This is a genomic window from Arcanobacterium ihumii, from assembly GCF_900604515.1.
GTDB lineage: Bacteria > Actinomycetota > Actinomycetes > Actinomycetales > Actinomycetaceae > Arcanobacterium_A > Arcanobacterium_A ihumii.
Window position 1 is genome coordinate 838,094 of record NZ_UWOS01000001.1, and the last position, 24,385, is coordinate 862,478.

Annotated in this window: 22 protein-coding genes; 12 read left to right on the forward strand and 10 right to left on the reverse strand. The window is 49.5% G+C overall.

Features of this window, described 5'->3' with window-relative positions:
• Positions 1-67: 67 nt before the first annotated feature.
• Together EIH22_RS03750 and EIH22_RS03755 are read right to left on the reverse strand one after the other, a co-directional pair.
• A complete protein-coding gene (locus EIH22_RS03750) occupies positions 68-727 on the reverse strand; it encodes an HAD family hydrolase (RefSeq protein ID WP_124054442.1) in 660 nt (219 codons plus the stop codon).
• A 59-nt stretch (positions 728-786) separates the two neighbouring features.
• The gene (locus tag EIH22_RS03755) at positions 787-1,416 is read right to left on the reverse strand and encodes a TetR/AcrR family transcriptional regulator (protein WP_124054443.1); all 630 of its coding nucleotides are present in this window, start codon (positions 1,414-1,416) and stop codon (positions 787-789) included.
• A 185-nt stretch (positions 1,417-1,601) separates the two neighbouring features.
• Here EIH22_RS03755 and EIH22_RS03760 point away from each other — a divergent pair, with 185 nt between their 5' ends.
• Positions 1,602-2,921 (forward strand): hypothetical protein, encoded by a 1,320-nt coding sequence (locus EIH22_RS03760; protein ID WP_124054444.1) that lies wholly within the window; start codon positions 1,602-1,604, stop codon positions 2,919-2,921.
• A 99-nt stretch (positions 2,922-3,020) separates the two neighbouring features.
• On the opposite strand, the gene EIH22_RS03765 is transcribed toward EIH22_RS03760, so the two are convergent.
• The 5 genes from EIH22_RS03765 to EIH22_RS03785 all read right to left on the reverse strand — a co-directional run bounded on the left by EIH22_RS03765 (position 3,021) and on the right by EIH22_RS03785 (position 7,844).
• Positions 3,021-4,295: a dicarboxylate/amino acid:cation symporter gene (locus EIH22_RS03765; protein WP_124054445.1), complete on the reverse strand. Its 1,275-nt coding sequence runs from the start codon at positions 4,293-4,295 to the stop codon at positions 3,021-3,023.
• 151 nt (positions 4,296-4,446) lie between these two features.
• Complete coding sequence (gene tgt / locus EIH22_RS03770; protein WP_124054446.1) at positions 4,447-5,676, reverse strand: tRNA guanosine(34) transglycosylase Tgt; 1,230 nt, start codon at positions 5,674-5,676, stop codon at positions 4,447-4,449.
• Between the two features lie 42 nt (positions 5,677-5,718).
• On the reverse strand, positions 5,719-6,399 hold the full coding sequence (locus EIH22_RS03775; protein WP_124054724.1) for a queuosine precursor transporter: 681 nt from the start codon (positions 6,397-6,399) through the stop codon (positions 5,719-5,721).
• Positions 6,400-6,664: 265 nt separating this feature from the next.
• Positions 6,665-6,958: a GNAT family N-acetyltransferase gene (locus EIH22_RS03780; protein WP_124054447.1), complete on the reverse strand. Its 294-nt coding sequence runs from the start codon at positions 6,956-6,958 to the stop codon at positions 6,665-6,667.
• A gap of 52 nt (positions 6,959-7,010) precedes the next feature.
• Complete coding sequence (locus EIH22_RS03785) at positions 7,011-7,844, reverse strand: DUF4261 domain-containing protein (RefSeq protein WP_160149016.1); 834 nt, start codon at positions 7,842-7,844, stop codon at positions 7,011-7,013.
• A gap of 114 nt (positions 7,845-7,958) precedes the next feature.
• Here EIH22_RS03785 and EIH22_RS03790 point away from each other — a divergent pair, with 114 nt between their 5' ends.
• Complete coding sequence (locus EIH22_RS03790; protein ID WP_124054449.1) at positions 7,959-8,867, forward strand: DUF4862 family protein; 909 nt, start codon at positions 7,959-7,961, stop codon at positions 8,865-8,867.
• A gap of 170 nt (positions 8,868-9,037) precedes the next feature.
• Positions 9,038-10,822 carry a BCCT family transporter gene (locus EIH22_RS03795; protein WP_124054450.1) on the forward strand — a complete coding sequence of 595 codons (1,785 nt, stop codon included), beginning with the start codon at positions 9,038-9,040 and terminating at the stop codon, positions 10,820-10,822.
• A gap of 353 nt (positions 10,823-11,175) precedes the next feature.
• On the opposite strand, the gene EIH22_RS03800 is transcribed toward EIH22_RS03795, so the two are convergent.
• Entirely contained in the window at positions 11,176-11,853 is a 678-nt protein-coding gene (locus EIH22_RS03800; RefSeq protein WP_124054451.1) for a CYTH domain-containing protein, read from the reverse strand.
• A gap of 43 nt (positions 11,854-11,896) precedes the next feature.
• Here EIH22_RS03800 and ilvA point away from each other — a divergent pair, with 43 nt between their 5' ends.
• The 4 genes from ilvA to EIH22_RS03820 are packed head-to-tail and all read left to right on the forward strand — an operon-like array spanning position 11,897 to position 16,119.
• On the forward strand, positions 11,897-13,174 hold the full coding sequence (gene ilvA / locus EIH22_RS03805; RefSeq protein ID WP_124054725.1) for a threonine ammonia-lyase IlvA: 1,278 nt from the start codon (positions 11,897-11,899) through the stop codon (positions 13,172-13,174).
• A 36-nt stretch (positions 13,175-13,210) separates the two neighbouring features.
• Positions 13,211-14,140, forward strand: coding sequence for a DsbA family protein (locus EIH22_RS03810; protein WP_124054452.1), 930 nt, complete (start codon positions 13,211-13,213; stop codon positions 14,138-14,140).
• 3 nt (positions 14,141-14,143) lie between these two features.
• Positions 14,144-14,746: a 1-acyl-sn-glycerol-3-phosphate acyltransferase gene (locus EIH22_RS03815; protein ID WP_124054453.1), complete on the forward strand. Its 603-nt coding sequence runs from the start codon at positions 14,144-14,146 to the stop codon at positions 14,744-14,746.
• Entirely contained in the window at positions 14,743-16,119 is a 1,377-nt protein-coding gene (locus tag EIH22_RS03820; protein WP_124054454.1) for an alpha/beta fold hydrolase, read from the forward strand. Before EIH22_RS03815 ends, EIH22_RS03820 begins: the two co-directional genes overlap by 4 nt.
• Here the strand turns inward: EIH22_RS03820 and EIH22_RS03825 are convergent.
• Positions 16,116-16,754: a methylated-DNA--[protein]-cysteine S-methyltransferase gene (locus EIH22_RS03825; protein ID WP_235001763.1), complete on the reverse strand. Its 639-nt coding sequence runs from the start codon at positions 16,752-16,754 to the stop codon at positions 16,116-16,118. The genes EIH22_RS03820 and EIH22_RS03825 overlap by 4 nt on opposite strands.
• A gap of 39 nt (positions 16,755-16,793) precedes the next feature.
• Between EIH22_RS03825 and EIH22_RS03830 the strand changes: the two genes are divergently transcribed.
• Genes EIH22_RS03830 through EIH22_RS03840 form a run of 3 tightly spaced genes read left to right on the forward strand, consistent with a single transcriptional unit; the run spans position 16,794 to position 19,162 of the window.
• Complete coding sequence (locus EIH22_RS03830) at positions 16,794-17,642, forward strand: aldo/keto reductase (RefSeq protein ID WP_124054455.1); 849 nt, start codon at positions 16,794-16,796, stop codon at positions 17,640-17,642.
• Positions 17,643-17,660: 18 nt separating this feature from the next.
• Positions 17,661-18,461 carry a bifunctional hydroxymethylpyrimidine kinase/phosphomethylpyrimidine kinase gene (gene thiD / locus EIH22_RS03835; protein ID WP_124054456.1) on the forward strand — a complete coding sequence of 267 codons (801 nt, stop codon included), beginning with the start codon at positions 17,661-17,663 and terminating at the stop codon, positions 18,459-18,461.
• A complete protein-coding gene (locus EIH22_RS03840; RefSeq protein WP_124054457.1) occupies positions 18,461-19,162 on the forward strand; it encodes an HD domain-containing protein in 702 nt (233 codons plus the stop codon). Before thiD ends, EIH22_RS03840 begins: the two co-directional genes overlap by 1 nt.
• A 229-nt stretch (positions 19,163-19,391) precedes the next feature.
• Here the strand turns inward: EIH22_RS03840 and dnaB are convergent, their stop codons facing one another.
• A complete protein-coding gene (gene dnaB / locus EIH22_RS03845; protein WP_124054458.1) occupies positions 19,392-20,741 on the reverse strand; it encodes a replicative DNA helicase in 1,350 nt (449 codons plus the stop codon).
• Between the two features lie 647 nt (positions 20,742-21,388).
• On the opposite strand from dnaB, the gene EIH22_RS03850 reads away from it, so the two are divergent.
• Together EIH22_RS03850 and EIH22_RS03855 are read left to right on the forward strand one after the other, a co-directional pair.
• Positions 21,389-22,753 (forward strand): MATE family efflux transporter, encoded by a 1,365-nt coding sequence (locus EIH22_RS03850; protein ID WP_124054459.1) that lies wholly within the window; start codon positions 21,389-21,391, stop codon positions 22,751-22,753.
• A 113-nt stretch (positions 22,754-22,866) separates the two neighbouring features.
• Positions 22,867-24,336 (forward strand): DHA2 family efflux MFS transporter permease subunit, encoded by a 1,470-nt coding sequence (locus EIH22_RS03855; protein ID WP_160149017.1) that lies wholly within the window; start codon positions 22,867-22,869, stop codon positions 24,334-24,336.
• Positions 24,337-24,385 lie beyond the last annotated feature (49 nt).

Here is a 24,385-nt window from a genome sequence, read left to right on the forward strand (position 1 = left end):
AATAGTGACAATCGATAATAGGTGCACCCATAAACAATGCTTCTCTCAGATCGTTAGGAGCTCACGCTTAGCTAGCAACGGATACATCTGTGCTTCTGCCACCAAGAAACTCAGAAACTGCTTGCTTAGCCCCTTCAATTCCTTGGAAATGATGCGCATTAATTCCGAGCTTCTGGGCAACATCCACATTCAGGCGCGTGTCGTCAAAGAACAGAATCTCTTTCGGAGTGGTTTCAAGCACCTTGACCACATAGGTAAAAATCTTTTCCTGAGGCTTGGCAATTCCCAGTCCGCACGAAAAAAATGCGGGCTCAAAGCGCTTCAACCACGGCTTTTCTTCACGGATTTTCGCGAGCAAAGCTGCCGGAATATTAGATAGTAAAGCAACTCGAGCCTTTAGGGAGCCCTCTTCTACGCTCGCTTTAAGCTCTTCAAGCCAGGCAACCATAACGTCGTCGTGCTCGATCCACGATTCACAATCTGCTTTGAAAATATCTTCCCAATTAGAGAACTCAACTCCGAGTTCATCACCCATCAAATCAACATACTCGGCAAAATTAATTCTGCCGGCGTCAAGAGGATCGCGGACCTCACGATAAACCTGCCAAAACTCTGAAGGATCAACTCCTAGCTCCCCTAACCGTGCAGCTTGTTCAATCGCATGCTTACCAGCATCGCTTTGGGTCTTCATAAACAAGCCGTACAGATCAAAGAGGAGAGTTTTCATAAGGGAAATTCTACGGTTCCTACAGACTTGGCGCGAATGTTGGCAAGGGTATTCGGCGATTAAGCTTCGTCCACCACAGTGAACAAACCAGAAATGCTAGCTAGCACAGAAGCCTTAACACTCTCGAACGGTTCGCCCGCATCGAGGGATTTCATTCCTACATCAAGCAAAGCTCGGTTAATTCGTGAATGAAGCGAAGCCGTTTTCGGATCCACCATAGTCCACAACAATGTGACTCTTCGCGCAAATTCAATATGGAAATTAGCCACAAGATCCGAATGATACTCCGCGCGCTGTTCTGGAATGTCATGTTCCGACGCTGGCCGCGCACTTCGCGCCGATTTCATAACACTAATCAACCAAGAATGCCCAGTGCTGCGCGCCAACTCTAGGCTGACCACCGCGAGCGCAAGAATTTGTTCTTGGGGAGTAGAATCACGGTTGATCGCATCGTCAACCGCGTCTTGCCATTGAGGAAGGTAACGTTCGAGAACCAAGATGCGTAAATCATCAACCGAGGAAACATATCGGTATATCGAGTTTCGAGCAATCCCTGCAACTTTAGCGACGGCACCAGCTGTGAGATCTTCGGGCCCGCGCTCACGCAGGATTTCTTCGGCTGCATCAATCAACTTACCGAACATAATACGATGATGTTCTTTGACTGTGGGTGCAGAAATACTTGGCATTTCTCCATCCTTTCTTCAAAGAGCAGTGCTTATTTGCGTGATCTAGTAGTCATGCTACTGGATTTTAGTCATCGAGAAATGATTGATAGATCAATTTCATACAATCTGTCCAGTTATTCACCATAGCACTCACAAAATTTTGGGTGTTAATTCCCAAAGGACCCGAAACCTGCCAAAATAGGAACATGGATTTCATGGCTTGGGCACTTCAAACAGCAATCGCACATCCTGATCTTCACGACGCTCTTGTTACGTCCGACGAAGACTGGCTCGATATTCTTCTCAATGATGGGCGTACTTTCCGCTTCCGGCCAGGTGCGTTGATAAACGAAAATGCACCACTTGATCAGCGCACAGATATCCTAAATCGCCTTATCACCATCGGAATCGCACAAGCCGAAACCCCGAAAATCGAAGCAGATATCGTCAAAGATTCCCAACCCGCACCAGAGCACTCTGACTCCAAAGTTCGCGACGTCGGCCTAGATCTTTTGTCCAGCACAGCGGCGCACGATCCAGTCACTCCACCTCCCGAAGCAAATATCGTGCCTATCGTACGCTCGGCAGACTACTACCTTCGCTCACATCGAGAAGCAGATTCCATGGTTTATCTGCCTCTCACTGATTTCGTTGCCGCCGGGCTCGCCTACGATCTGCCACAGACTATTCAGCCAGTCTACTATTCACAGATTGAAGACGACGTGCGCGAAGTTGGTGAGATCCTTGCCGAATCCGTGGTTACTTTGCGTCAAATGACCGGAGCGATTCGCCACACGGTAGAAATCGGGATGATGGATATCGTGGGCGCTCGAGTTTTAACCTTTTTACAACCGGCAAACTACGAACTATCTTGGTTCTGCGATCTTGACATGATGCAACAGGTAGCAGAACAAATCTCCGCACAGTTTTCAGATGACATCCCACTCTTCGTTCCGGCTTCGCGCACGAAACTCTTCGTCGTCTTCTCCGAAGATCCTCACCTAACCGAATTCTTCAAGGTTCTCCTTGCCCAGCGAGACTCAAACGAAGCCGTTTACCCGCTTCCACACACCGTTGCTGCCGACGGCTGGCGTGAGTGGGTTCCATTCCCAGGATCGGAGCTTGCCGAGGTACTCGGCACACTACGCAACCAATTCCGCGAATCTATCTACGCGGCACAGGTAAAGGAGATGAGTACCTGGGGAGAATTCGGAGCTCTGAAGACGTTCACTTCTAGGAGGCTACGCAATAACGAGCGAGTCTCCACAACGGAGTGGTCCGATATCGATAAGTACGGATCGATTCCCTTGACCGACTACATTATTTTCACCCGCGCAGCTTCTCCTCATCCGTGGGAGCCTGAGCAAGCAGTTAATCTTCCAATTCGTTCACATATCGCCCGAGAAGTGTGGCCAGAAGGTTTTGAAAAAGACGAAAACGCCTGGCCACCGCGGTGGTACGTCAAGGGCTTCCCGAACGAACAACAGCTAGATAAATTACGAGAATCGGCAGATCGTGAATTCTAGATCTTTGCTCCGGCAACAGCTTTGAAAGTATTAACGGCACATCTGTAAGGTCAAAATTGGGGGCTTTAGATCAAGATCCGATCTAAAGCCCCCAAAAATTTAGTTTTCAGTGCGCAGTTCGCGTCCCGCAGTGATTTCTTCAGCCGCTTCGAGTGCACTCTCTTTTTCATTTCCGAGTGACCCTGCAGCCAATTTATCCACAATGATGGCAATTGCTCCATCGCCTGTTACGTTCGTGGCAGTTCCGAAGGAATCTACTGCAACATACATTGCGACCATGATCGCATACATCGGATCGGTGAAGCCAAGGATTCCTTGAAGAACACTTTGAGCTGCCGTGATAGCACCACCAGGAACGCCGGGAGCCGCAACCATAATCACGCCGAGCATCATAATGAATCCCGCCATGTGGGTTGGACTTGGAGAAATCCCCATCATGTACTGCAAAGCCAAAGCAAACGCGGTGATTTTGATGGTTGAACCTGCCAAATGGATCGTTGCACAAAGTGGAATAACAAAGTCTGAAATTTCGTGGCTGACGCCGTTTGCTCGAGTACAACGCACTGTAACTGGAATTGTTGCCGCCGACGACGCTGTTCCAAGTGCCGTGAAGTAAGCGTCACGCATTCCCCAGAGAGCAGCGAGTGGGTTTCGTTTCGCTACAGCGCCCGCGAGTCCATATTGAAGAAGCATCATGACGAGCGTGAGAATGAAAGCGAAGAGGATAACTTTGCCCATCGCTACGATGACGTCAACGAACTGCCCTGACTTTGACATATTCAAGAAGATTCCGAAGATGTGAAGCGGGAGTAGCGGCACAATCGCTTTAAGGATGACCATCATCATTAGGTCACGGAACTCAACGAAAATCGCCATCATCTTCACTGCGCGGGTTGTGACCATTCCGATGCCGAAAACAAAGGCCACAATGAGTGCCGTCATCACCCCAAATACAGGTGGCAGAGTAAAACTTGGATCCATAAGAGAGGCGACGGCGTTTTCTGGGGTCGCAAGGTCAGGCACGGCTTGCCCGCGGAGTAGCGAAGGGAAGATAAGTGCCGCTAAACCCCACGTGCCAAAACCAGCGATCATCGTGGAAGAGTAAGCGAGAACTACGGTCACAAGGAGCCATTTACCACCGGATTTTCCAAGCTCAAAAATAGCCGGAGTAACTAATCCAACGATGATAAGAGGAACCATAAAGGAAAGGAATTTTCCGAAAAGATCATTAAAAGTCGCAAATGGAACGATCGCCCAGTTTGGAAGAAATTGCCCTAGGAGTGCTCCAACTACAATAGCCAGAATCACCCAAAAAAGCAGCGTCTTTGACATTCGTTTCCACAGGCTTTGCTCCGGTGATGATGCAGCGGTCATAAAGGAACTCCCGATATCTATGTGTATTTGTGCATGAATACACTTAACCGTAGAAGAGGTGTCCATAACGTGGTGGGTGCGTCCAACTATTGGACGCACCCACCATTTGATTCGTTTTTACAGAAGTAAATGACCTAATAAAAGGCCCTATTTACTTCTTTGCGTAGAACCTGCCTAAAGTTTCTTTCTTAAATTCTTCGTAATAGCCTTCATTGATTGACCGGCGAATTTTATCTACCATCGTCACCGTGAAATATTCATTATGAATAGTTGCTAAAGTTGAAGAAATCATTTCCTTCGCTTTGAAAGTATGATGCATGTACGCTTTCGAATAATGCGTACATGTGTAGCATTCACAGCCTTCAACTAACGGCGAAAAGTCACGCTTGAACTGTGCGCGCGTAATATTAAAACGTCCATCAGGCGAATAAATTGCAGCGTTTCGTGCCACTCGCGAAGGATTGACGCAGTCAAAAGTATCTGCTCCACTTTCAATTGCACGGAAGAAATCATCAGGTTCGGAAATTCCAAGCAGATGCCGAGCTCTGTCTTCTGGCAACTCTTCACTTACCCAGCCCACAATTGTGCCAAGGTTTTCTTTTTCTAAAGCTCCACCAATTCCAAAGCCATCGAATCGCTGGCCCTCGACTTCCATCGAACCAAGGTCACAGGCAGCCTTGCGGCGCAGGTCTTCGTATTGCGCACCTTGGATCACACCAAATAACTGTTGATATGGCTTTTCCGAACGTTCCTGTGTCAGTTTTTTATGGGCATGCAAACAGCGCTCTGCCCAGAGTCGCGTCCGTTCTAACGATTCTTCCTGATAACCACGTGAATTCATCAGCGTAGTCAGCTCATCGAAAGCAAAAATGATATCGGCACCTAGTTCGTGCTGAATCCGCATTGATACTTCGGGAGTGAAGCGATGCTTCGAACCGTCTAGGTGCGAACGAAACCAAACGCCGTCGTCGTCAACATTAGCTAGACGTTCCTTGTTCGCAGCAACGGCATCGTCGGCAACCGTCTTTCCAGAGAACTCTTCGGAAAGCACTTTCTTAAAACCTGAGCCAAGGCTCATCACCTGGAAACCACCGGAATCCGTGTACGTTGGACCTCCCCAATTCATAAAGGCTGCGAGCCCACCGGCTTCGTCGAGTACATCCGATCCTGGCTGAAGATAAAGATGGTAGGCGTTGGCGAGCACAGCCTGCGCCCCAACCGCCTTCACCGATTCAGGCAAAACAGCCTTAACGGTTGCCTTCGTTCCCACTGGGATAAATGCCGGCGTCTGAATATCCCCATGCGGCGTGTGAATAACTCCCGTCCTACCGAGCACCTTCCCGTCGGAAGTTTCTAGACGAGTGGTAATATCGAAGGTCATAGCCGAATCTTTTCTTTCGTTGTGCGCTCTCTGCAATCGAGATCAGCGGGTAGCTTCTTGGGCTGCTTCTATATTACGGTCCGCTTCATGCGATTGCATTGAACCAGCGGGGCTGTAAGTGATTTCATGGCGCTTAACCCAGGAAACAACAGGGTAGGTTACCGGCAACAGCACCACTTCAACGCCAACTTTGTAGATATAGCCAACGAACATCAGATTAAGGATGGTTGCCCAGTCCATTACTCCAATCCATGCAATCACACAGAAGATGGCGGTGTCCGCAAATTCTCCAACAACAGTCGATCCAATTAAACGGAACCACAGGTTATTTTCACCGAAACGTTCCTTGATGCGCACCAGCACCCAGGAGTTGAGCAGTTGACCAACGAGGTATCCAGCTAGCGAGGCAAGCACAAAGCGGGGAACCACACCCAGAACTGCTTCAAAAGCAGCTTGGTTTTCATAGCCAGGCGCTGGTGGAGCCAGAATGACCAGCCAGAACACCACCGAAGCAATAATCGAGATAACAAATCCCATGATGATAGTGCGGCGTGCGTGTTTGAACCCATACACTTCGGACAGCACATCACCGATAACGTATGTAAGTGGGAACAGGATGGCACCGCCGTCGAAAATCAATGGACCGGCGGAAATAAGTTTAGTGGCACCGATGTTGGACAGTAATAAAAAGGCTACGAAACAAACGGCAAAAACGTCGAACATCGCACGGCGCGTGACTGGACGTGACAAGAAACCCCTCCAAGGAAATAACAGCAACTAAGCATTGAACAAGGAATATTCCATACCAAGTGAAAGTGCAGTAAGCGCCGTAGAATCAACCGCCTACTATTTCCCTAGCAAGAAATATTTAACTGGTTTGCCCGGCACTGCCACCACCGAGGCGCGAAAGAAATGACGACGCCGATGCGTCACCCCCTCCCTCGTAGAGCCGATCGCTCAAACTCTGGGAGTTATATTATCAAAAGATTTACGAAAGGTATTCGGGATGCTCAGCTACGTATTTCTTCACAAACGGGCATACCGCTACGATCTCATTTTCACCGAGCGTCTTTTCAAATTCGAATGCTGCCTCCACCAGCTCACTAGCAATCCCTTGCCCGCGGAAACTTCCCTTGACAACGGTGTGGGTGAAGTAGATCTTAGCGTCATGAATCTCATAGGTCATGTACCCGATGATTTGAGTACCGTCGGTCAGCCTTGCTTCCCATTGGCTCTGCTCTTCGTTATGGACGATTTCATATGGAGCGGCTTCGTTGCCCATTATCTTCCTCTTTCTTTCGTCTTTACTACCGGTTTTCCTGCGTAATCACTAGCTAATACATCACTCGGATAATTGGATTTTTATCAAACGGCGAAAGTTCTTGAGTAATCGGCGTCTTTTCACCATCAGAACTTCCAAGCGTTTGACCGGGAAGAAGGTAGGTATCACCAGTGATGATGTAGTTGGCAATACTTGCGAGCATGGAGTAGACGTCGTCTTCAGATTTCGTCGACTCACGAATTTCAAGGTCAAGATGACCAAAAAGAGGCAAACCGAGGGTACGCCCAACCGTCAGATCCGGTTGAACCGTGCGAATATTCACCCACAGAGGCAAAGGCGCTTCTCCACGCGTTAAGCTTTCAGCCATTGACACCACCATATTCGGAGGTTGGACTACACCAAGCTCGGATCGGAACACCCCAACTGCGGCGTCTTCTCGCATAAGCGCATCGATGATCTGCGTCAGTAATAGGTGGGCAGAAACCATCCGCTTGCGACGCTTTAACTCAGGCAATTCAATAGCGTCTGGGTGCTTTTCACCCGCAAGTTTTCCATCTTCGGCATCTTGGACCGGAGCATAGAGAGTAATCGGAACATGGAAAACGTGTTCCGGTAGCGCACCACCGTCAAACTGAAGCGGGTAATTTAGCGGAGAAATCATTGTTTGTACGCCTTGATCAGCAAAATGAACGAGGTCGCCAGCAACCAGATTAGGGTTTTCCGGATCCGACTCTACTCGCTGCCATTTCGGCTCAATCGATAGCGACCAAAGCTCTTTGAGACGTGCCAACGCGGCGTCGATATTGATCGGCGCTGAAAAGAGCGCCACGGCAGAAAGAACGTCCGGTGCCGGTGGATGTATCGCTGAAACCCCAAGATTTTCCATGATCATAGTTTATCGTAGGTCACTGGGACTTTTCAGACACGTTCTCCAAAAATTTCGGGTGTAGCGTGGAAAGGTCGCATCGGGGCGACGCGCAGTAAAAATTTTGGAGAAAACATGAACGCACCATTCATCATTGGAGCTTACGCCGCTAAGCCACAGGAACGCTCTGCCCAAGAAGAGTTTTACCAGCTACTTGATGAAGCTGAATGGGTATCCGGTTTAGAGATTCCGTACATGGCGAAAGGCTTGCAAGATGATCCAGAATGGTTCGCTGCCCAATTAGGTGATTCCTTCACTACAAACGTCCTCACCCCGATTCCTGGCACCATGAGTTTCGTCGGTGATACCAGTTGGGGAATTGCATCGGTGGACGACGACGGTCGCCAGGCAGCGTTGGGTTTCTTGCGTAACGCTGCAGATGCGATGAAAGGGATTAATGACCGACTCGGCCGTCAATTCTTCACTTATCTAGCGCTTCATACTGCTCCTCGTAGCGGTGGAAACGTCCACGCACTCCTCAAGTCGCTTGAGGAACTGCTCTCTTGGGAGATCGACGGTGCTAAGCTCACGATCGAACACTGTGATGCTTTCTCTACCGAGCGCATCATCAGCAAGGGTTTCCTTGAACTGTGCGACGAAATCGTTGCAGCTAAGGAATTTGGTGGCAAGGTCGGGGTTTCAATCAACTGGGGACGCTCCGCAATTGAAGGTCAAGGTGCCGATCTCCCACTCGTCCATGTAGAAAACGCTGCGCGTGCAGGCGTTTTGGAAGGACTCATTTTCTCCGGTGCCCACAACGTTGCCAACGACTGGGGTCCAGAGTGGGAAGATGCCCATGTTGGACTCAAAGAATTCGTACCAGAGTCACTCATGACTCCAGAACTAGTCGATACCGCCGCAAGCGCCGCTCGCGAAGCCGGAGTTCACTACCTTGGTGCAAAAACCACGATCCTCCCTGCTCCAAGCAATACCGAGCGGATGGCGATGCTGAAGCGAATCGCCGAATCTGCAGGTGCTCTTTAACAAATTCTCAGGCGATTACACCCTCAGATTGTGCTTTTTATAAGGTATTTCAAAGCCTTTTACTATCATCGTTAGGATTTTTCCTCAACACATTGTGAGAAATCTGCGTTTACGGCTAGTTTGTTCCTTTTTGGTTGAACTTTCTTGACCATTTCCTTAAGAATGGTGAAATGGACAACGATGATAGTAGACAAAGCACTCATACACTGCCAGCTACCGAACCGCCGTCGGCCTTCGAAGCGCTACTTTCGGTTGAAAAGGAGATAAACGAATCCGATTTGGGTGAAAAGCCCATCGAATTAGCTGCCGAATCAGATAATGCAACAATTTCATGGCCGGTAGTCATTCCTGCAATGATCCTGATCATAAGCGTGATCACATGGGGATTGGCAGTCCCAGATAATTTCGGAAACGCCTCCTCGGCTGCTTTCAGCTGGGTTCTTGAAAACCTTGGCTGGGCGTTCGTTTTAATCACCACAATCTTCGTGGTTTTCGTACTGGTTATTGCCGGAAGCAAGTTTGGTCAGATTAGGCTAGGTGCGGCAGACGAGCAACCAGAATTTTCTAATGGATCGTGGATTGCCATGATGTTTGCTGCTGGCATGGGTATCGGCCTCATGTTCTACGGCGCATCAGAACCACTCTCCTTCTATCGAGACGGCGTACCGGGGCACAACCCCAATGAAGTTGGTACGGCGATGGCAACTGCACTGTTCCATTGGACACTTCACCCGTGGGCGATGTACACAATTGTTGGTTTGGCAATTGCCTACTCCACCTACCGAGTCGGACGCAAACAGCTCGTTTCCTCCGCTTTTACGCCTCTGATCGGTGAAAAGAACGTCAACGGCATCGTCGGAAAAACAATCGATGTTCTGGCGATCTTCGCTACCGTCTTCGGAACTGCGTGTTCGCTAGGCTTGGGCGCGCTTCAGATCAAAGCGGGACTTGAAGCCGCTGGAATTGTGAACAACGCGGGAACAGGTTTGATCGTCACCATTGTTTCGGTACTCACCTTGGCTTTCCTTCTTTCCGCAATGTCTGGAGTCGGTGCAGGAATCCGCATTCTTTCAAACCTTAATATGACTCTAGCTGCCGTGCTCGCTTTGGCAGTCTTTGTTCTGGGTCCAACAATTACCCAGCTCAACCTGCTACCTGGTTCCCTGGGAGCCTATGTTTCAAACTTCTTCGAAATGGCTGGACGCACAGCAGCATCAGCAGACGGAACCGCCGGTAAGTGGCTTTCAAGCTGGACGATTTTCTATTGGGCTTGGTGGATTTCGTGGTCTCCATTCGTAGGAATGTTCATTGCACGAATCTCGCGTGGAAGAACAATTCGCGAATTCTGTATGGGGGTACTACTTGTTCCATCAGGACTCTCCACTGTATGGTTCGCCATTTTTGGTGGAACTGCGATTTCTATGGAGCAGTCCGGAAACTCGATCTACGGTGATGGAAACGCTCAGAGTCAGCTATTCTCTTTGCTCCACAATCTCCCCGGTGGCTTCTATTTCGGACTAATTGCAGTCCTTTTGCTTGCCACCTTCTTCATCACCTCAGCCGATTCAGCATCAACGGTGATGGGTTCACTTTCACAAAACGGACAAGTTACCGCTAAACCAATGCTGTCGGCACTCTGGGGGCTCTTAACCGCCCTTATCGGTCTGACGCTTCTGATTTCAGGAGGTGACACAGCCTTGAACAATATTCAAAGTGTCACGATTGTAGCGGCAACACCATTCCTGTTTATCGTGTTTGGACTTATGTTTGCGCTGGTTAAAGACCTCCGAAACGACGTTATCTACCTCGATCAACGTGAACAGGAGCGATTCGGACGGCAACTAGCTTTGGCACGCCGTCTTCACCGCGAAAAGGAAGAAATTGCTAGGTTGCGGCGTCGTGCGAAGCCTCGGCATCACAGTGAAGCCAAATCTACAAAAGCTAGACATAGCTAGACATAGCTAGACAATCGAAAAATAACCACAAATAGAGGTTGATTTAGCACTAGAAACTTGGTGGGGGCTGATCGGTTTAACAACCGATCAGCCCCCACCACTTCAATAACCCTAAAAATAAAAAACTGGCTGGTGCAGAACACAGCAAAATCCTGCACCAGCCAGAAAATACGAAGGATTCGCAAAACCTCCCGCTCACCTCAGTAGGAAAAGGAATTCCTTCGTTTGCGCTCGCAAGAAGCGGCGCAAAGATTTCTATAGCACAAAGCTATCATGGTTTATTCGCGAACGCACACATTTTCTTACATTCCGAAATTTATCACCTTTTTCAGGTAAAACACCTAAATCAAACGCTATTTTTCACTCTTCATATTTAAGAAGTAAGGACCGCGGTCAACAAGCTCTTTCCGATATATCGTATCCCAGCGGTTCCACGGCTCTTTAGAAAGCGAATCATTCGTAAAACGAGGATCTCCAGTCAACTCAGTGACACAGAAATCAGGGATATCTAGATCAACCACAGGAGTGAGCCGTTCACATTCGGCAACAATCAATCCGTCGTTTTGACCGGCAAAAAGATCGAACTCCCATCCATCTTCTCCATGCCAAATCGAATACCGCTTTTTCAAGATCAAGTGCGTCGAATGTTGCAGAATCTGCACCGCCACATCCAAGGCAATTTCGGTTTCCAATTCATAGCGCTCACCATTTACCGACGGCGATTTCACTCCCATTGTGGCAGCAGCTTTAGAATCAACGTCTTTGATCTCCATAAGCTGAGCCAAAACCCTACGTTCATACGTTCCTACGTTGTCAGTGCGATAGTCGAACTTTGGGAAATCTACCTCAACCCCACGGAAAATAATCCGCACTCGGATCGCATATCCTGCCTCAGCGAAGACGTAAGCTTGAACAATAATTTGCTCGGATCCGTGCTTCAATGCGTCCTGCGGGATGCTATTAACAAAGAACTTACGTTCAAACTCGAAAGGGAAATCGCGGTCTTCCGCCGATGAAAATGGAATGCTCATGCTCAAATAATAGTTGAAAGCTAACATTGCTTGTATGACTAACATGACTGCCACTTCTAGCGATTCTCAGCCGGCCTTACCTACCGGTACCGATGTTGTTCTTGCAGCTCAAGCACTTGGACCAACCATTCGTCGCACCCCACTCGATACCTGTGCGCGTCTAAGCTCCAAAACGGGTCGCAAGATTTACCTCAAACGCGAAGATATCCAAGTTGGTCGTTCCTATAAAGTTCGCGGCGCTTTCAACTTTATTTCTTCCCTTGATGCGAGCGACGCTGATCGTGGAGTCATTTGTGCTTCAGCTGGTAATCATGCCCAAGGCGTCGCATTCGCCTGCAACACGCTACACATTAAAGGCACAATCTTTATCCCTACCACCACTCCGCGCCAAAAACGGAATCGCATCCGTGATATCGGTGGAAACTGGATCACCCTTATCGAAGCCGGCACCACTTTCGACGAATGTTCGCGCGCAGCAACGGAATTTGCCATCTCTAACGGAGGAGTCTACGTCCATCCCTTCGATGATCCACGCACGATTGCCGGCCAGGGAACTGTGGTCAAGGAAATCTTTGAGCAGGCGGATGAACCTCCTATGAGCGTCGTCGTACCGATCGGTGGTGGCGGTCTGCTCGCTGGAACCTTGGCGTGGGTAAAACAATTCCATCCCGACGTCGTCATAGGTGTGGAACCGAGCGGGGCCGCCTCAATGAAAGCCGCACTCGAAGCAAATGAACCGGTCACCCTTACCAAAGTTGATTCCTTTGCAGACGGCACCGCGGTTGCGCGGGTTGGAAATATTACTTTCGACATGGCTCGCAACCACTGTGATCACATCGTCACCGTCCCAGAAGGCGCTATCAGCTCAGAGATGCTTGAGCTCTACCAGGTGGAAGGAATTATCACCGAACCTTCGGGAGCCCTTTCCGTTGCTTCACTTCGAGGCTACCTTGACCTTAATTCGCTCCCTGACGGTCCAATCGCCTTTGTTATTAGCGGTGGGAATAACGATGTTTCTCGGTATGACGACATCGTTGAGCGCTCTATGATTCATGAGGGCCTGCGCCACTACTTCTTAGTTACTTTCCCGCAACAGCCAGGGGCATTGCGAACCTTCCTTGACGAAGTTCTTTCCGACGGCGAAGACATTATCTTGTTCGAATACACCAAGAAAAACAATCGCGAAACTGGTCCCGCACTGGTAGGAATCGAAATTGACGATCCAAAAAATATTGATTCCCTGCTAGAACGCATGGATAAGTCCGCGATTCATTCCGAGAAGCTCGAGCCAAACTCCCCAAGTTTCGGATTCCTGCTCTAGGCTTAGAGGTAGTGTCCGTTTTCCGATGAGGTTTTTATGACTAACTCTGATTTTCCACAAGACTCCAACAACACATTCCAAGGTGAGGCTGAGGCGACTAAAGCAAAGGTATCTACGCCGATAGCGGCGTCATCCCCCACAGCGAAAGCAACGCCGAACACCCAACGAAACGGTACCAACAAGGCGCTTTTAATCATTGTGGTGGCACTTCTTGCAGTAGTGGTTTTGCTTACCGTCTTGCTTTTCTCACGAAACGGAGACGCAGATCAGAGCGATAAAAATGCCGAAACTTCACAGAGCGCTCAGCAGGGAACCCAGAAACAGGGCTCGGGAACCGATGAATCCCAGCAGGAGAAAAAGCCAAAAGACGGAGCTCCAGCACCAGCTGTACCGGACGACGTTCGCAAGATCATTGATTCTCAGCATCGCCTCACCGACGGCGATCCTCGTGCGAAGGGTGGCGTTAACGCCCGCGTAGTTGTAGAAATTTACGCCGATTTCCGTTGCGGTCACTGTGCAAATTTCGCGTTGAACGTTGAGCCTCAACTCAAGAAGATGATCGACGACGGTACGATCCGTTACGAGTTCAACAGTCTTCCAGTTCTGGGAGCGGACTCTGTTATGGCTGCTCAGGCAGCGCAAGCGGCCGCCAATCAAGGAATGTTCTGGGAATACCACGATGCCTTGTATGAGGCTTTTGCCAAGAAGTCTGCCACCTACAGCGTCGACGGCTTGACGGATCTTGCTAAGAAAGCCGGTGTGAAGGACTTAGAGAAATTCCGCGCAGATATCACGGCACCTCAAACCGTCGAAGCTGTTAAAAAAGAAATGGATAATGGCCGCCGCCTCGGGCTGACTGGAACACCAGCATTCCTTATCGGGTACCAATTTGTTCCGGGCGACATCCCATTCGATACTTTTAAGCAGATCGTTGATTCCGAACTCAAACGTGAAAAGGCAGCATAGTACATGTCCCTCACAACATTTATTTCGCACACATTTCAAAAATTTTCACGCCTAAAGCTCCAGTATCAAGAACTTCCTAAGAAGGCAATCGTCATTGGCGGTCCACACACCTCCTACTGGGATGGAATCTTGATGGCGGTTGCCTTTTGGGACGCCAAGCGTAACTTCAATTTTCTCGTTAAAGATTCGGCGATGAAATCACCTTTTGGCCCAATTATTCGTAAGGTCGGTGGGATTTCGGTAGACCGCAGTTCCGCCCACGGTCTGGTTGACCAGATCGCCACGAAAGCTGCTGAGTCTGACGAATTCCTATTGGTTATTGCACCAAAGGGAACTCGTTCTCCGCGCGAGTTCTGGAAATCTGGGTTCTACCACATTGCGCGCAAAGCGAATATTCCGGTTGTACTTGGTTACATCGATTCAGCCACGAAAACGTACGGTTGGGAGCACGGAATTATGTTGACCGGAGATATGCGAGCAGACATGGACCTAATCCGTGCTTTCTATGCAGATAAAGAAGGCATCAATCCGCAGTGGAAGAGCACACCGCGGTTGCGAGGTGAAGAAGATAGCGAGCCACTGGGCAACGAGGAATCGTCGAAATGACCCCTGCGCTACACACCACCGAAGTAAAAATCCCAGGTTTCACGACTTACGAGCATCAACTTACAGTTCCACTCGACCACAAGGGGACTCTGCTTTCAGAGTCTGAGCGCACTCAGCTTCCAGCGACTATTCGGGTTTTCGCTCGTGAATATGTTCGTGACGGCGGCGCCGAGCTCCCCCGCTTAGTTTATTTTCAAGGCGGTCCAGGTTCTCCATCACCGCGACCAGAGCCGGTAGGTGGCTTCGTTGAGTGCTTATTGGAAAAATATCGTGTGCTTCTTCTTGACGAACGAGGTACTGGACTCTCACATGCCCTGGATGCCACTGTGGTTACCGACGTCGGCACACCGGAGTTGCAAGCGGCCTACCTGTCCTGTTTCCGTGCAGATTCGATTGTTGACGACGCCGAGGCCCTCCGAATTGCCCTTCAGGGCGAGGAACCATGGAGTACGCTCGGCCAGTCTTTTGGTGGATTTTGCATTACGACGTATCTTTCGCGAGCGCCACAGGGCCTCAAGGAAGCAATGATCACCGCTGGGCTACCGTCAGTAGACCGGTCCGCAACCGACGTCTACGAGCGCACATGGGAACAAACTGAACAACGCAACCGTGAGTTCTTCGATCGTTATCCAGAAGACGAAGCTACCTGCTGGAAAATAGTCCAACACCTAGCTGACGTTAAGGAATTCTTGCCAACGGGTGAGCGCCTCACACCAAGGCGATTCCGAATGATCGGCATTTCTTTGGGGTGGTCCTACGGGCTAGAAAAACTCCACCATCTGCTTGAAGATCCTTTTGTGGAAATCGGTGGAAAGACTAAGCTGCGCGGCCGTTTCTTGGTTTCCATGGGCGAACAACTGAGCTTTGGTGGAAGTCCGCTTTACTGGGCACTCCACGAATCTATCTACGCTCAGTGTTCCTCTGGCGCAACTGAGTGGGCTGCTAATCGAGTGCGCCAAACTCTGCCCCAATTCCATGTTCCAGATATTCACCTTGGTTCGGCTGGTGAAAAGGAACTCGAAGAACAAATGCAGCGTTCTGGTTTTGGATTCCGGTTTTCCGGTGAGCATGTTTTCCCCTGGCAGGGCGAAGAAGACCCTGCGCTGGTGGGGTTGGCTCCCGCAACGGAATTACTAGCGCAACGAGCCGATTTCCCGGCTTTGCATGATGCGCAAGTACTCGCACAAAATTCTGTGCCGGTGGCAGCCTGGATCTATCGCAACGATATGTTCGTACCTTTTGAGGTTTCGATGGAAACCGCGAATCGCATCAGGGGACTGGTTCCTTTAATTTCAGAGGATTACCATCATGATGCGTTACGCACCGATTCAGCTCGAGTGGTAGGAGAACTACTCAAAGCACTGCATGACTAAATTGCTCCTTCAAAGGATAGTAATTCATACTTCAGCTTTGAGCCGATGGCATAGTTTCCGACGTCGATACCGTAGTTTCCTACATCAATTACTTTGGAACTTCCCTTACCTTTGCGCAAAATCTGGGTGCGGGTGGACTGAGGAATAATCCGGTGGCACGGAACAATCAGCGCAACTGGGTTAGTGGCACACGCAGTCCCGATTGCCCTGCTTGCGCGTGGATGCCCAATTTCCGCCGCCAGTTCACCGTAGGTGACCATCTCTCCAAAGGGTACTTTGCACATTGCTTTTCTGGCTGCCTTTAAGAACTCGGTTCCGGTAAAGGTAATTTTCAGATTCTGGAACGCATCTGGGTCTTGCTGGCACCATGCGCCGATTGCCTCGCGAACAGCAGTATGAGCATCGGCAAGGCTACCCACGAGCCTCTTATTTGAACCACTCGAGCCCACACCATGACGCTCTAAAAAATCAGACCACAGCAATTCGTGCATAATCCATCCGCGACTTAAACTACCGGCGTCGTCCAAGGAATAGGCAAAGTAGTGTTCATCAAGAAATGAACGCCCAGTTGAGAGCCTAATTGCTGTGGAAAACTCCTCAGAAATCGGTACCGCGGATGTTCGAATTGTGTTCATACCTACCACCTTAGCGGGGAAATTGTGCACAATAGGTTCATGACAGAAATTGCAGCAATGAAGCTAAATACCGGAAAGCTCATGCCACAGCTTGGCTTTGGCACGTACAAGCTCACCCCAGACAACGCAACCGAAGTAGTGCTTGAAGCGCTGAAGATCGGCTACCGCCACATCGATACTGCTCAAATGTACGGAAACGAACGCGAAGTCGGTATTGCGATCAAGGAATCAGGTATTCCACGCGAAGAAATCTTCCTCACCACGAAGCTCAACAACGGCAACCATCGTCCTGACGACGCTCGCCGTACGTTCGAGGAGTCCCTTGAGAAGCTCGGCACAGACTACGTCGATATGTTCTTGATGCATTGGCCGCTCCCTAAGCTCTACGATGGCGACTTCGTCACAACCTACAAGGTGATGGAAGAATTCGCGATCGACAAACGTGCACGTGCAATCGGTGTGTCGAACTTCGAGCCACACCATCTGGTTCCAATTTTGCGCGAGGCAACAATTGTTCCCGCCACTAACCAGATTGAGCTGCATCCTTATTTGCGAAACAAAGCAACGTCTGAGTTTTGCCGCAATCAAGGGATTGTAATCACAGCGTGGTCTCCACTTGGTCGTGGACGGCAGTTCGAAGATCCGACTATCGTGGAGATTGCACAACGGATTGGAGCGTCACCGGCACAGGTAATTCTTGCTTGGCACCTCCAACACGGTAATATTGCCATTCCGAAGGCAAGTTCAGTGGAACGTCAGCGCGAAAACTTCGAATCCGCGAACGTTACTTTGAGTTCTGCCGATATGGAAGCTATAGACACGTTAGATAAGGGAGAAGCTGGTCGAACGGGTAAACACCCAGACGAGATGAACCTTATACCTAACTGAGAGAGGACTGGCGGCACTATGGTCGCGTTCGCATACACGATTGCGGGTTCTGAAGCCACCGGCGGTGCCGGGTTTCAGGTAGACTTAAAGACCTTCCACGAGCTTGGAACGTATGGAATGGGTGCACTCACCTGCATCGTTTCCTTCGACCCTAAGAACAACTGGGGTCACCGTTTCGTCCCTGTGGATCCGCAAGTGATCAAAGATCAGATCGAATCAGCTACCGAAGCTCAAGATCTCGATACCGTTAAGATCGGTATGCTCGGTCACCCAGACACAATTAAGGCAGTATCAGAAAGCTTGCGCAAACAATCATGGCGCAATATCGTTCTTGATCCTGTTTTGATTTGCAAAGGTCAAGAGCCGGGACACGCACTAGATACCGACAACGCACTACGCGAGCAGATCCTTCCGCTTGCCACCGTTGCCACGCCAAACTACTTTGAAGCGTGCACTCTTGCTGGGATGGAATCACTCAACACCATCGAGGACCTCGAAGAAGCCGCACGCCGTATCTCCGCGCTCGGGCCACGTTACGTAATAGTCAAGGGTGGAATTGATTTCCCTGGCGACGACGCCGTAGACGTTTTGTGGGACGGAAAGAAAGCCACCGCCTACCGCACGCCGAAGATCGGTCAGGAACGCGTATCTGGCGCAGGCTGCACCTTGGCTGCTGCGATTACCGCAGAGCTGGCTAAGGGCACCGATATCCACGAGGCAGTGCGAATTGCCAAAGAAGTTGTAACGAAAGGTATTAATGCGCGAGTTAGCGCCCACACCCCATTCGATACAGTTTGGCAAGGAGCTTACTCCGCCTGATGGATACTTACGGAAAATTTGATACCTTTGCTGAGTTGCGCTCTTTTCTTCACGAAGCGCTAGTTGCCAACCTTCAACAAGCAGATCGGCCGACCGACCGTGCGAAACGTTACCGCATCGAACACTGCGAACGTGTGGCGAAGATCGGGCGACTTGTTGCAGAAGTTGAAGGTATGGATGCCGAGCTCCTTGAGCTTGGTTGCCTAGTGCACGATATTGGAAAATGGGATGCCGAAGATCCGGTAGATCACGGTCGCGCTGGGGCGCTTATTGCTTATGACTTATTTACCGAAGCCGAGTTGCCAAATGAAATCTGTGCTGATCTCGCTCAAGGAATTGCTATGCATACCGACGGTTACTGGAATACCCGCACCGACGGCGAAGGAACCGGCACAAACATTCATGGTAAGCCCTATATCGTATTTGCCCACGAGCCATCGGTTCTAGCTCAGTCCATTGGAGATTGCGATAATATCGATCGCTACTCTACCTACCGAATTTGCGATACCTTGCGTTATGTAGATTTCCTGGGCATGGATAAGGATTCGCAGCGTGAATGGATCATGAACTATATCGATTCGCTCCACACCTGCCGAAATCAGAAGTGTGCCACGGAGATGGCTCAAAAGATGTGGATCGAAAATCTCAACTACCAGGCAATGTTCTTCAAACGGCTATTGATTGAGATCGACTGTCATTAACTCGAATAACGAGGACTCGTAAAAACGAACTTGCCCGGTGTGTTGGAAGGAATGCAACACACCGGGCAATGAAAAATCTACTTAAACAGGCTTAGGGACCTGCGTAGAAAACGAATAATCGTTAGGCGTTATCGAATTAAGTAGACACTAATATTATCTATGGCAACCCTAAGGAAATGCATCATACTCAAGTATGATCTTTTTCCGGCCGAATGTTCTGTCCGTTCGTTTAGTAGTCTCCACTTCCACCAAAGTTAGAGAATCTAGCACGATTTCCTTGGAACATAAGCTCTACCGATCCTGTTGGTCCTGCACGATGTTTACCAATAATGATTTCTGACGGTGGCATGTCTGGTGACCCGTCGTCATCCTTACGGTGTATCAACAAAATAACGTCCGCGTCTTGTTCAAGCGAGCCAGATTCACGAAGGTCGGCAACCTGAGGTTTCTTATCGGCTCGCTGTTCAGGGTTTCGGTTCAACTGCGCAACCGCAATGATCGGAATATCGAGTTCTTTAGCAAGAAGCTTGATCGAACGTGAGAACTCCGATACTTCTTGCTGGCGGGATTCAGGCGTGCGTCCACCTGAAGTGAGAAGCTGAAGGTAGTCGATTACGATAAGCTCAATGTGGTTCTGCTGACGCAAGCGTCGTGCCTTTGCTCGAATCTCGGTCATGGTGAGGTTTGGAGAATCGTCAACGATCAAGGGTGCTTTATCTAAACGTTCACAAGTTTCAAGAACTCGCTGCCACTGATCTTGCTTCAGGTCACCTTTAATAAGGTTGTTGAGGAAAACATCTGACTCTGCCGCGAGCGCACGCATCGTTAATTCGATACGGTTCATTTCTAAGGAAAAGAACGCCACTGGGCGTCCATTCTTAATTGCTGCGGTTCGGCAGAAATCCATAGCAAGCGTAGATTTACCCATACCGGGACGGGCGGCCACGATAATCATCTGTCCAGGGCGAAGTCCCGAAAGAACGTTGTCCAAATCGGTAAATCCTGTTTCGAGACCGGCTAGTTGACCATCGCGTGCCGCATTTTTTTCGATTTCTTCGATAACCGATGGAACAATTTCATGGAAAGTCGCGTAATCATTTTTTACATGCGATTCGGTGACTGCGAACATCTCCGCTTGTGCCATATCGAGCAGACCTTGAACTTCACCACCGTCAGTGTTGTAACCAAGTTGCACAATTCGAGTACCAGCTTCAACAAGTGCACGAAGTTTCGCCTGGTCCTTGACGATATTTGCATAATAGGCGGCATTTGCTGCCGTCGGGACCGAAAGAACTAGAGAGTGAAGGTAAGCAAAACCGCCGATTCGCTCTAATTCACCTGAGCGCTGGAGTTCATTGCCAACTGTAACTGCATCGGCAGGCTCTCCACGGGAGAACAGGTCAAGGATAATACCGTAGATACTTGCGTGTGCTGGCTTATAGAAGTCCTTGACGTTTAAGATTTCCACGACGTCCGCAATCGCATCCTTGCTTAGGAGCATTCCTCCAAGCACCGATTGTTCGGCTTGAATATTCTGCGGTGGCACACGATCAAATCCGTGTTCTGAAACGGTAGACATATATCCCTCTATTCCTCCTAGACGTTACAAGTATGCCCTACTTAGAGGGGAATCGCACCGTTCCTTAAGGCTGAGGATACGGCGAAACCAAGCGCTTAAAAATGACAAAAACTAGTGAAACCCCGTGTTTAACCGGTGTAGAAATCAGGTTTTCAACAATCATGCAGGTAGGCAAACTAGAAGATATTTTCTTAAAATGTCAAATCATAAAAACCTCAACCTGTGGATTCTTTAAGAAATTTTGTGGATACACGCCGTAGATTTCGTGGACAAACCGTGGACGACACACCCCACTTACCCACAGACTTGAAATCTTTTTTCCACAACTGTGGACTAGTTATGGAAAACGGCTTAATTTCGTCCCCATTTTTACCCACAACAGTGGATAAAACGAGTTACAAAAATTCTTCGAGGTAATTTTTAAATCTTAAGAAACTTAAAGTAACAACACTGTAAGTCAAGGGTAAACATCTCATTTTTTAGACGAATCACATACTCGTGTCACCGCCCAAGCGCATCTCATTCTCTCTTTTATCAGGATGCTCGTACTATCTTGCTTTGGTAGCGTTATCTTGAGTCCGATACTGCTTCGTTGAGCATCAAAGCTCAATGAATTTGCTACTTTTCTAGAATTTGATTATTTCTTCATGTCTAAGCCCATCAACACGTCCTGCTCCGATCACGATGTCAATCCACTCGATAAACAACAAGTTGATGCTGAGATCCTCAAGCTCGCTCTTCCTTCGCTAGCCACACTCTTAGCCGAGCCACTCTTAGTTGCAGCAGACTCAACAATGGTCGGTCGCCTAAGCACTACACCTTTAGCAGGGCTCTCACTCTCCTCAACCATTTTGACCACGTTGGTTGGACTTTGTATTTTCTTGGCGTACGCCTCAACAGCTGCAACGGCTCGACTCGTCGGAGCCGGAAAACCCAAGCAAGGTCTACGTCAGGGGATTGATAGCCTATGGTTGGCGGCCGGGCTTGGAATAATCCTTGGCGCCATCCTCTTCTTTGGTTCACCAGTAATATTGGAATTCTTTCATCCCTCCAAAGAAGTTCTTGCCCAAGCAATTTTTTACACCAAGTTCAGTTGTTTCGGACTTCCTGGAATGCTTTTAGTTCTCGCTGCCACCGGCACTCTTCGCGGATTTGCGGACGCAAAGACTCCGCTCTATGCCTCTACCGCAGGTGCTTTGCTCAACATCCCTTTGAATTACATCCTCATCTATGTGCTCCACATGGGAGTCGGTGGTGCCGGGCTAGGAACAGCGATCGCTCAAACACTAATGGCCATCTACCTGATGTCTGCGATCCGTCGACGCGCTCATCATCTTCAGGTAAGCGCCAAACCCACCGGCGTCGGTGTACTTCGTTCCCTCCGAGAAGCGATACCTCTTATCGTTCGTACGCTTTCACTACGTGGCGCTATCCTGCTCCAAATCGCGGCAGCGACGTCGCTTGGAACAGTAGCGCTGGCTGCTAACCAAATTGTTATGACTGTGTGGAACTTTGCAGCCTACGGTCTTGATTCGTTGGCAACGGCAGCACAGATCCTTGTGGGGCAAAACCTCGGTTCGCAAGACAAACACCGTGTTCACCACGTTCTCCACCGTTGCCTCAGTTGGGGAGCGCGAGTCGGCTTTGGACTTGGAATCATCCTCGGCGCTCTTTCCTTTTTCATCCCTCGAATTATGACGACGGACCCCTCAGTTCAGCATCTTGCAACACAGACGATGTGGGTTACGTCGGTTTCAATGCCGATTGCCGCAATTGCATACATGCTCGACGGCGTGTTGATCGGCGCTGGAGACACACGAAAACTTGCCCGCTATATGGTAGCTGCCCTGATCGTCTTCGCTCCCGTTCCCCTAATAATTTTGTTGTGTGGCAGTAGTTGGGGGATGCCCGGGATGCTCCTTCTTTGGGGTGGCTATGCACTCCTCTTTATGGTAGCTCGTGGAATAACCATGTTCTTTCGGGTCCGTGGCAATAGCTGGATGGGATTCTAACCACACTTTAAGGACACCATGTCCTTATCTTGACTTTAACACTCCAAAGGAGCAGTATTTCCACTATGCGCGACACCTTGTCGCTAAAATATTTAATCATTTGGAAGTACATAATGAATTGCGAAGAACCTCAAAAACCGCAAGCAAAAGACTGGGTTGGTCTGGCCACGCTTGCACTTGGACTTGGCATGATCGTCCTAGACGGAACGATCGTAGGCGTTGCACTACCTTCAATCATCGCTGATTTAAAACTCAACCTCACCGATGCACAGTGGGTGAATTCCCTTTATTCTGTAGTCTTTGCGGCGCTTCTGCTCTCTGTAGGTAAAGTTGCAGATGCGCGTGGGCGTCAAAGAATTTTCTTACTTGGAATCGTTATTTTTGCAGCTACCTCACTTATGGCTGCACTTGCCAACAACACCAGCGCACTGATCACCGCTCGCGCCCTACAAGGGATTGGTGGAGCTATGGTTTTACCAAGCTCACTATCCACAGTCAATGCAATCTTCAGAGGAAAAGCACGCGCCACCGCTTTCGGAATATGGGGAGCGGTAATGTCTGGAGCTGCTGCGATCGGCCCCCTTTTAGGTGGATGGCTCACCACCTCCTATTCTTGGCGCTGGATCTTCATCGTCAATATCCCCATCAGCATCATCGTCTTCATTTTCGGCTCCATCTTCATCCGAAATACTCGCGGCGAAGCCGGAACTGGATTCGACGTCGTCGGCCTTATCTTTAGTGCCATCGGCTTCGGGCTAGTTATCTTCGGCCTTATCGAAGGAAACTCCCTAGGATGGTGGACTTCCTCGGCGCCCTTCACCCTTGGCTCCTTCACCTGGCCCTGGGAAATTTCAGCTGCTCCGGTTGCACTGATCATTGGCGCGATCTCTATCATTTTCTTCTTAGCGTGGGAATCCCTACTGCGCAGCACACAAAAGCCGCTGCTTAACGTATCTTTGTTTTCAATCAAAAGCTTTAGCGCCGGAAACGTAGCGGCAGCCATGATCTCTATCGGAGAGTTCATTCTGGTGTTCGTCACACCACTGTTCCTGGTTTCTGTTTTACACCTTGACGCGCTGCAATCAGGTTGGGTTTTGGCAGCAATGGCATTCGGTGCCTTTTTTGCAGGAGGTATGGCACGAAACATCGCACTGAAACTTTCACCAATCAAAGTTGTAATTATTGGTTTGGTCCTAGAGCTCGTTGGAATTGCTCAAACCATCGTCATCCTCACCCATACACCAACGGCTTGGAAAGTCGCAGGAACACTAGCAATCTACGGCTTCGGGCTTGGTCTTGCTTCAGCACAACTTACTTCAACCGTACTTGGTGACGTACCACGCTCACTTTCAGGATCGGCGTCGGCAACACAAAGCACTGTACGCCAACTAGGAAGTGCCACCGGAAGCGCCATCGCTGGGTCCATCTTGGCACACTCAATCGGTGTGGACTTCATGCACACCACCCCAGATTTGTTTACGACCGGAACAACTAACTCTCTCCTGGCCTCGATCATCTTCCTCTCGCTCGGCTTGGTAGCTACTCTCTTCATCGCATCTCAAATAAAAACCAAGGTCAAATAACCTAAAATACCTGATACTCAGATTCTTAGTTTTCGCCCAAAAGTGGCGT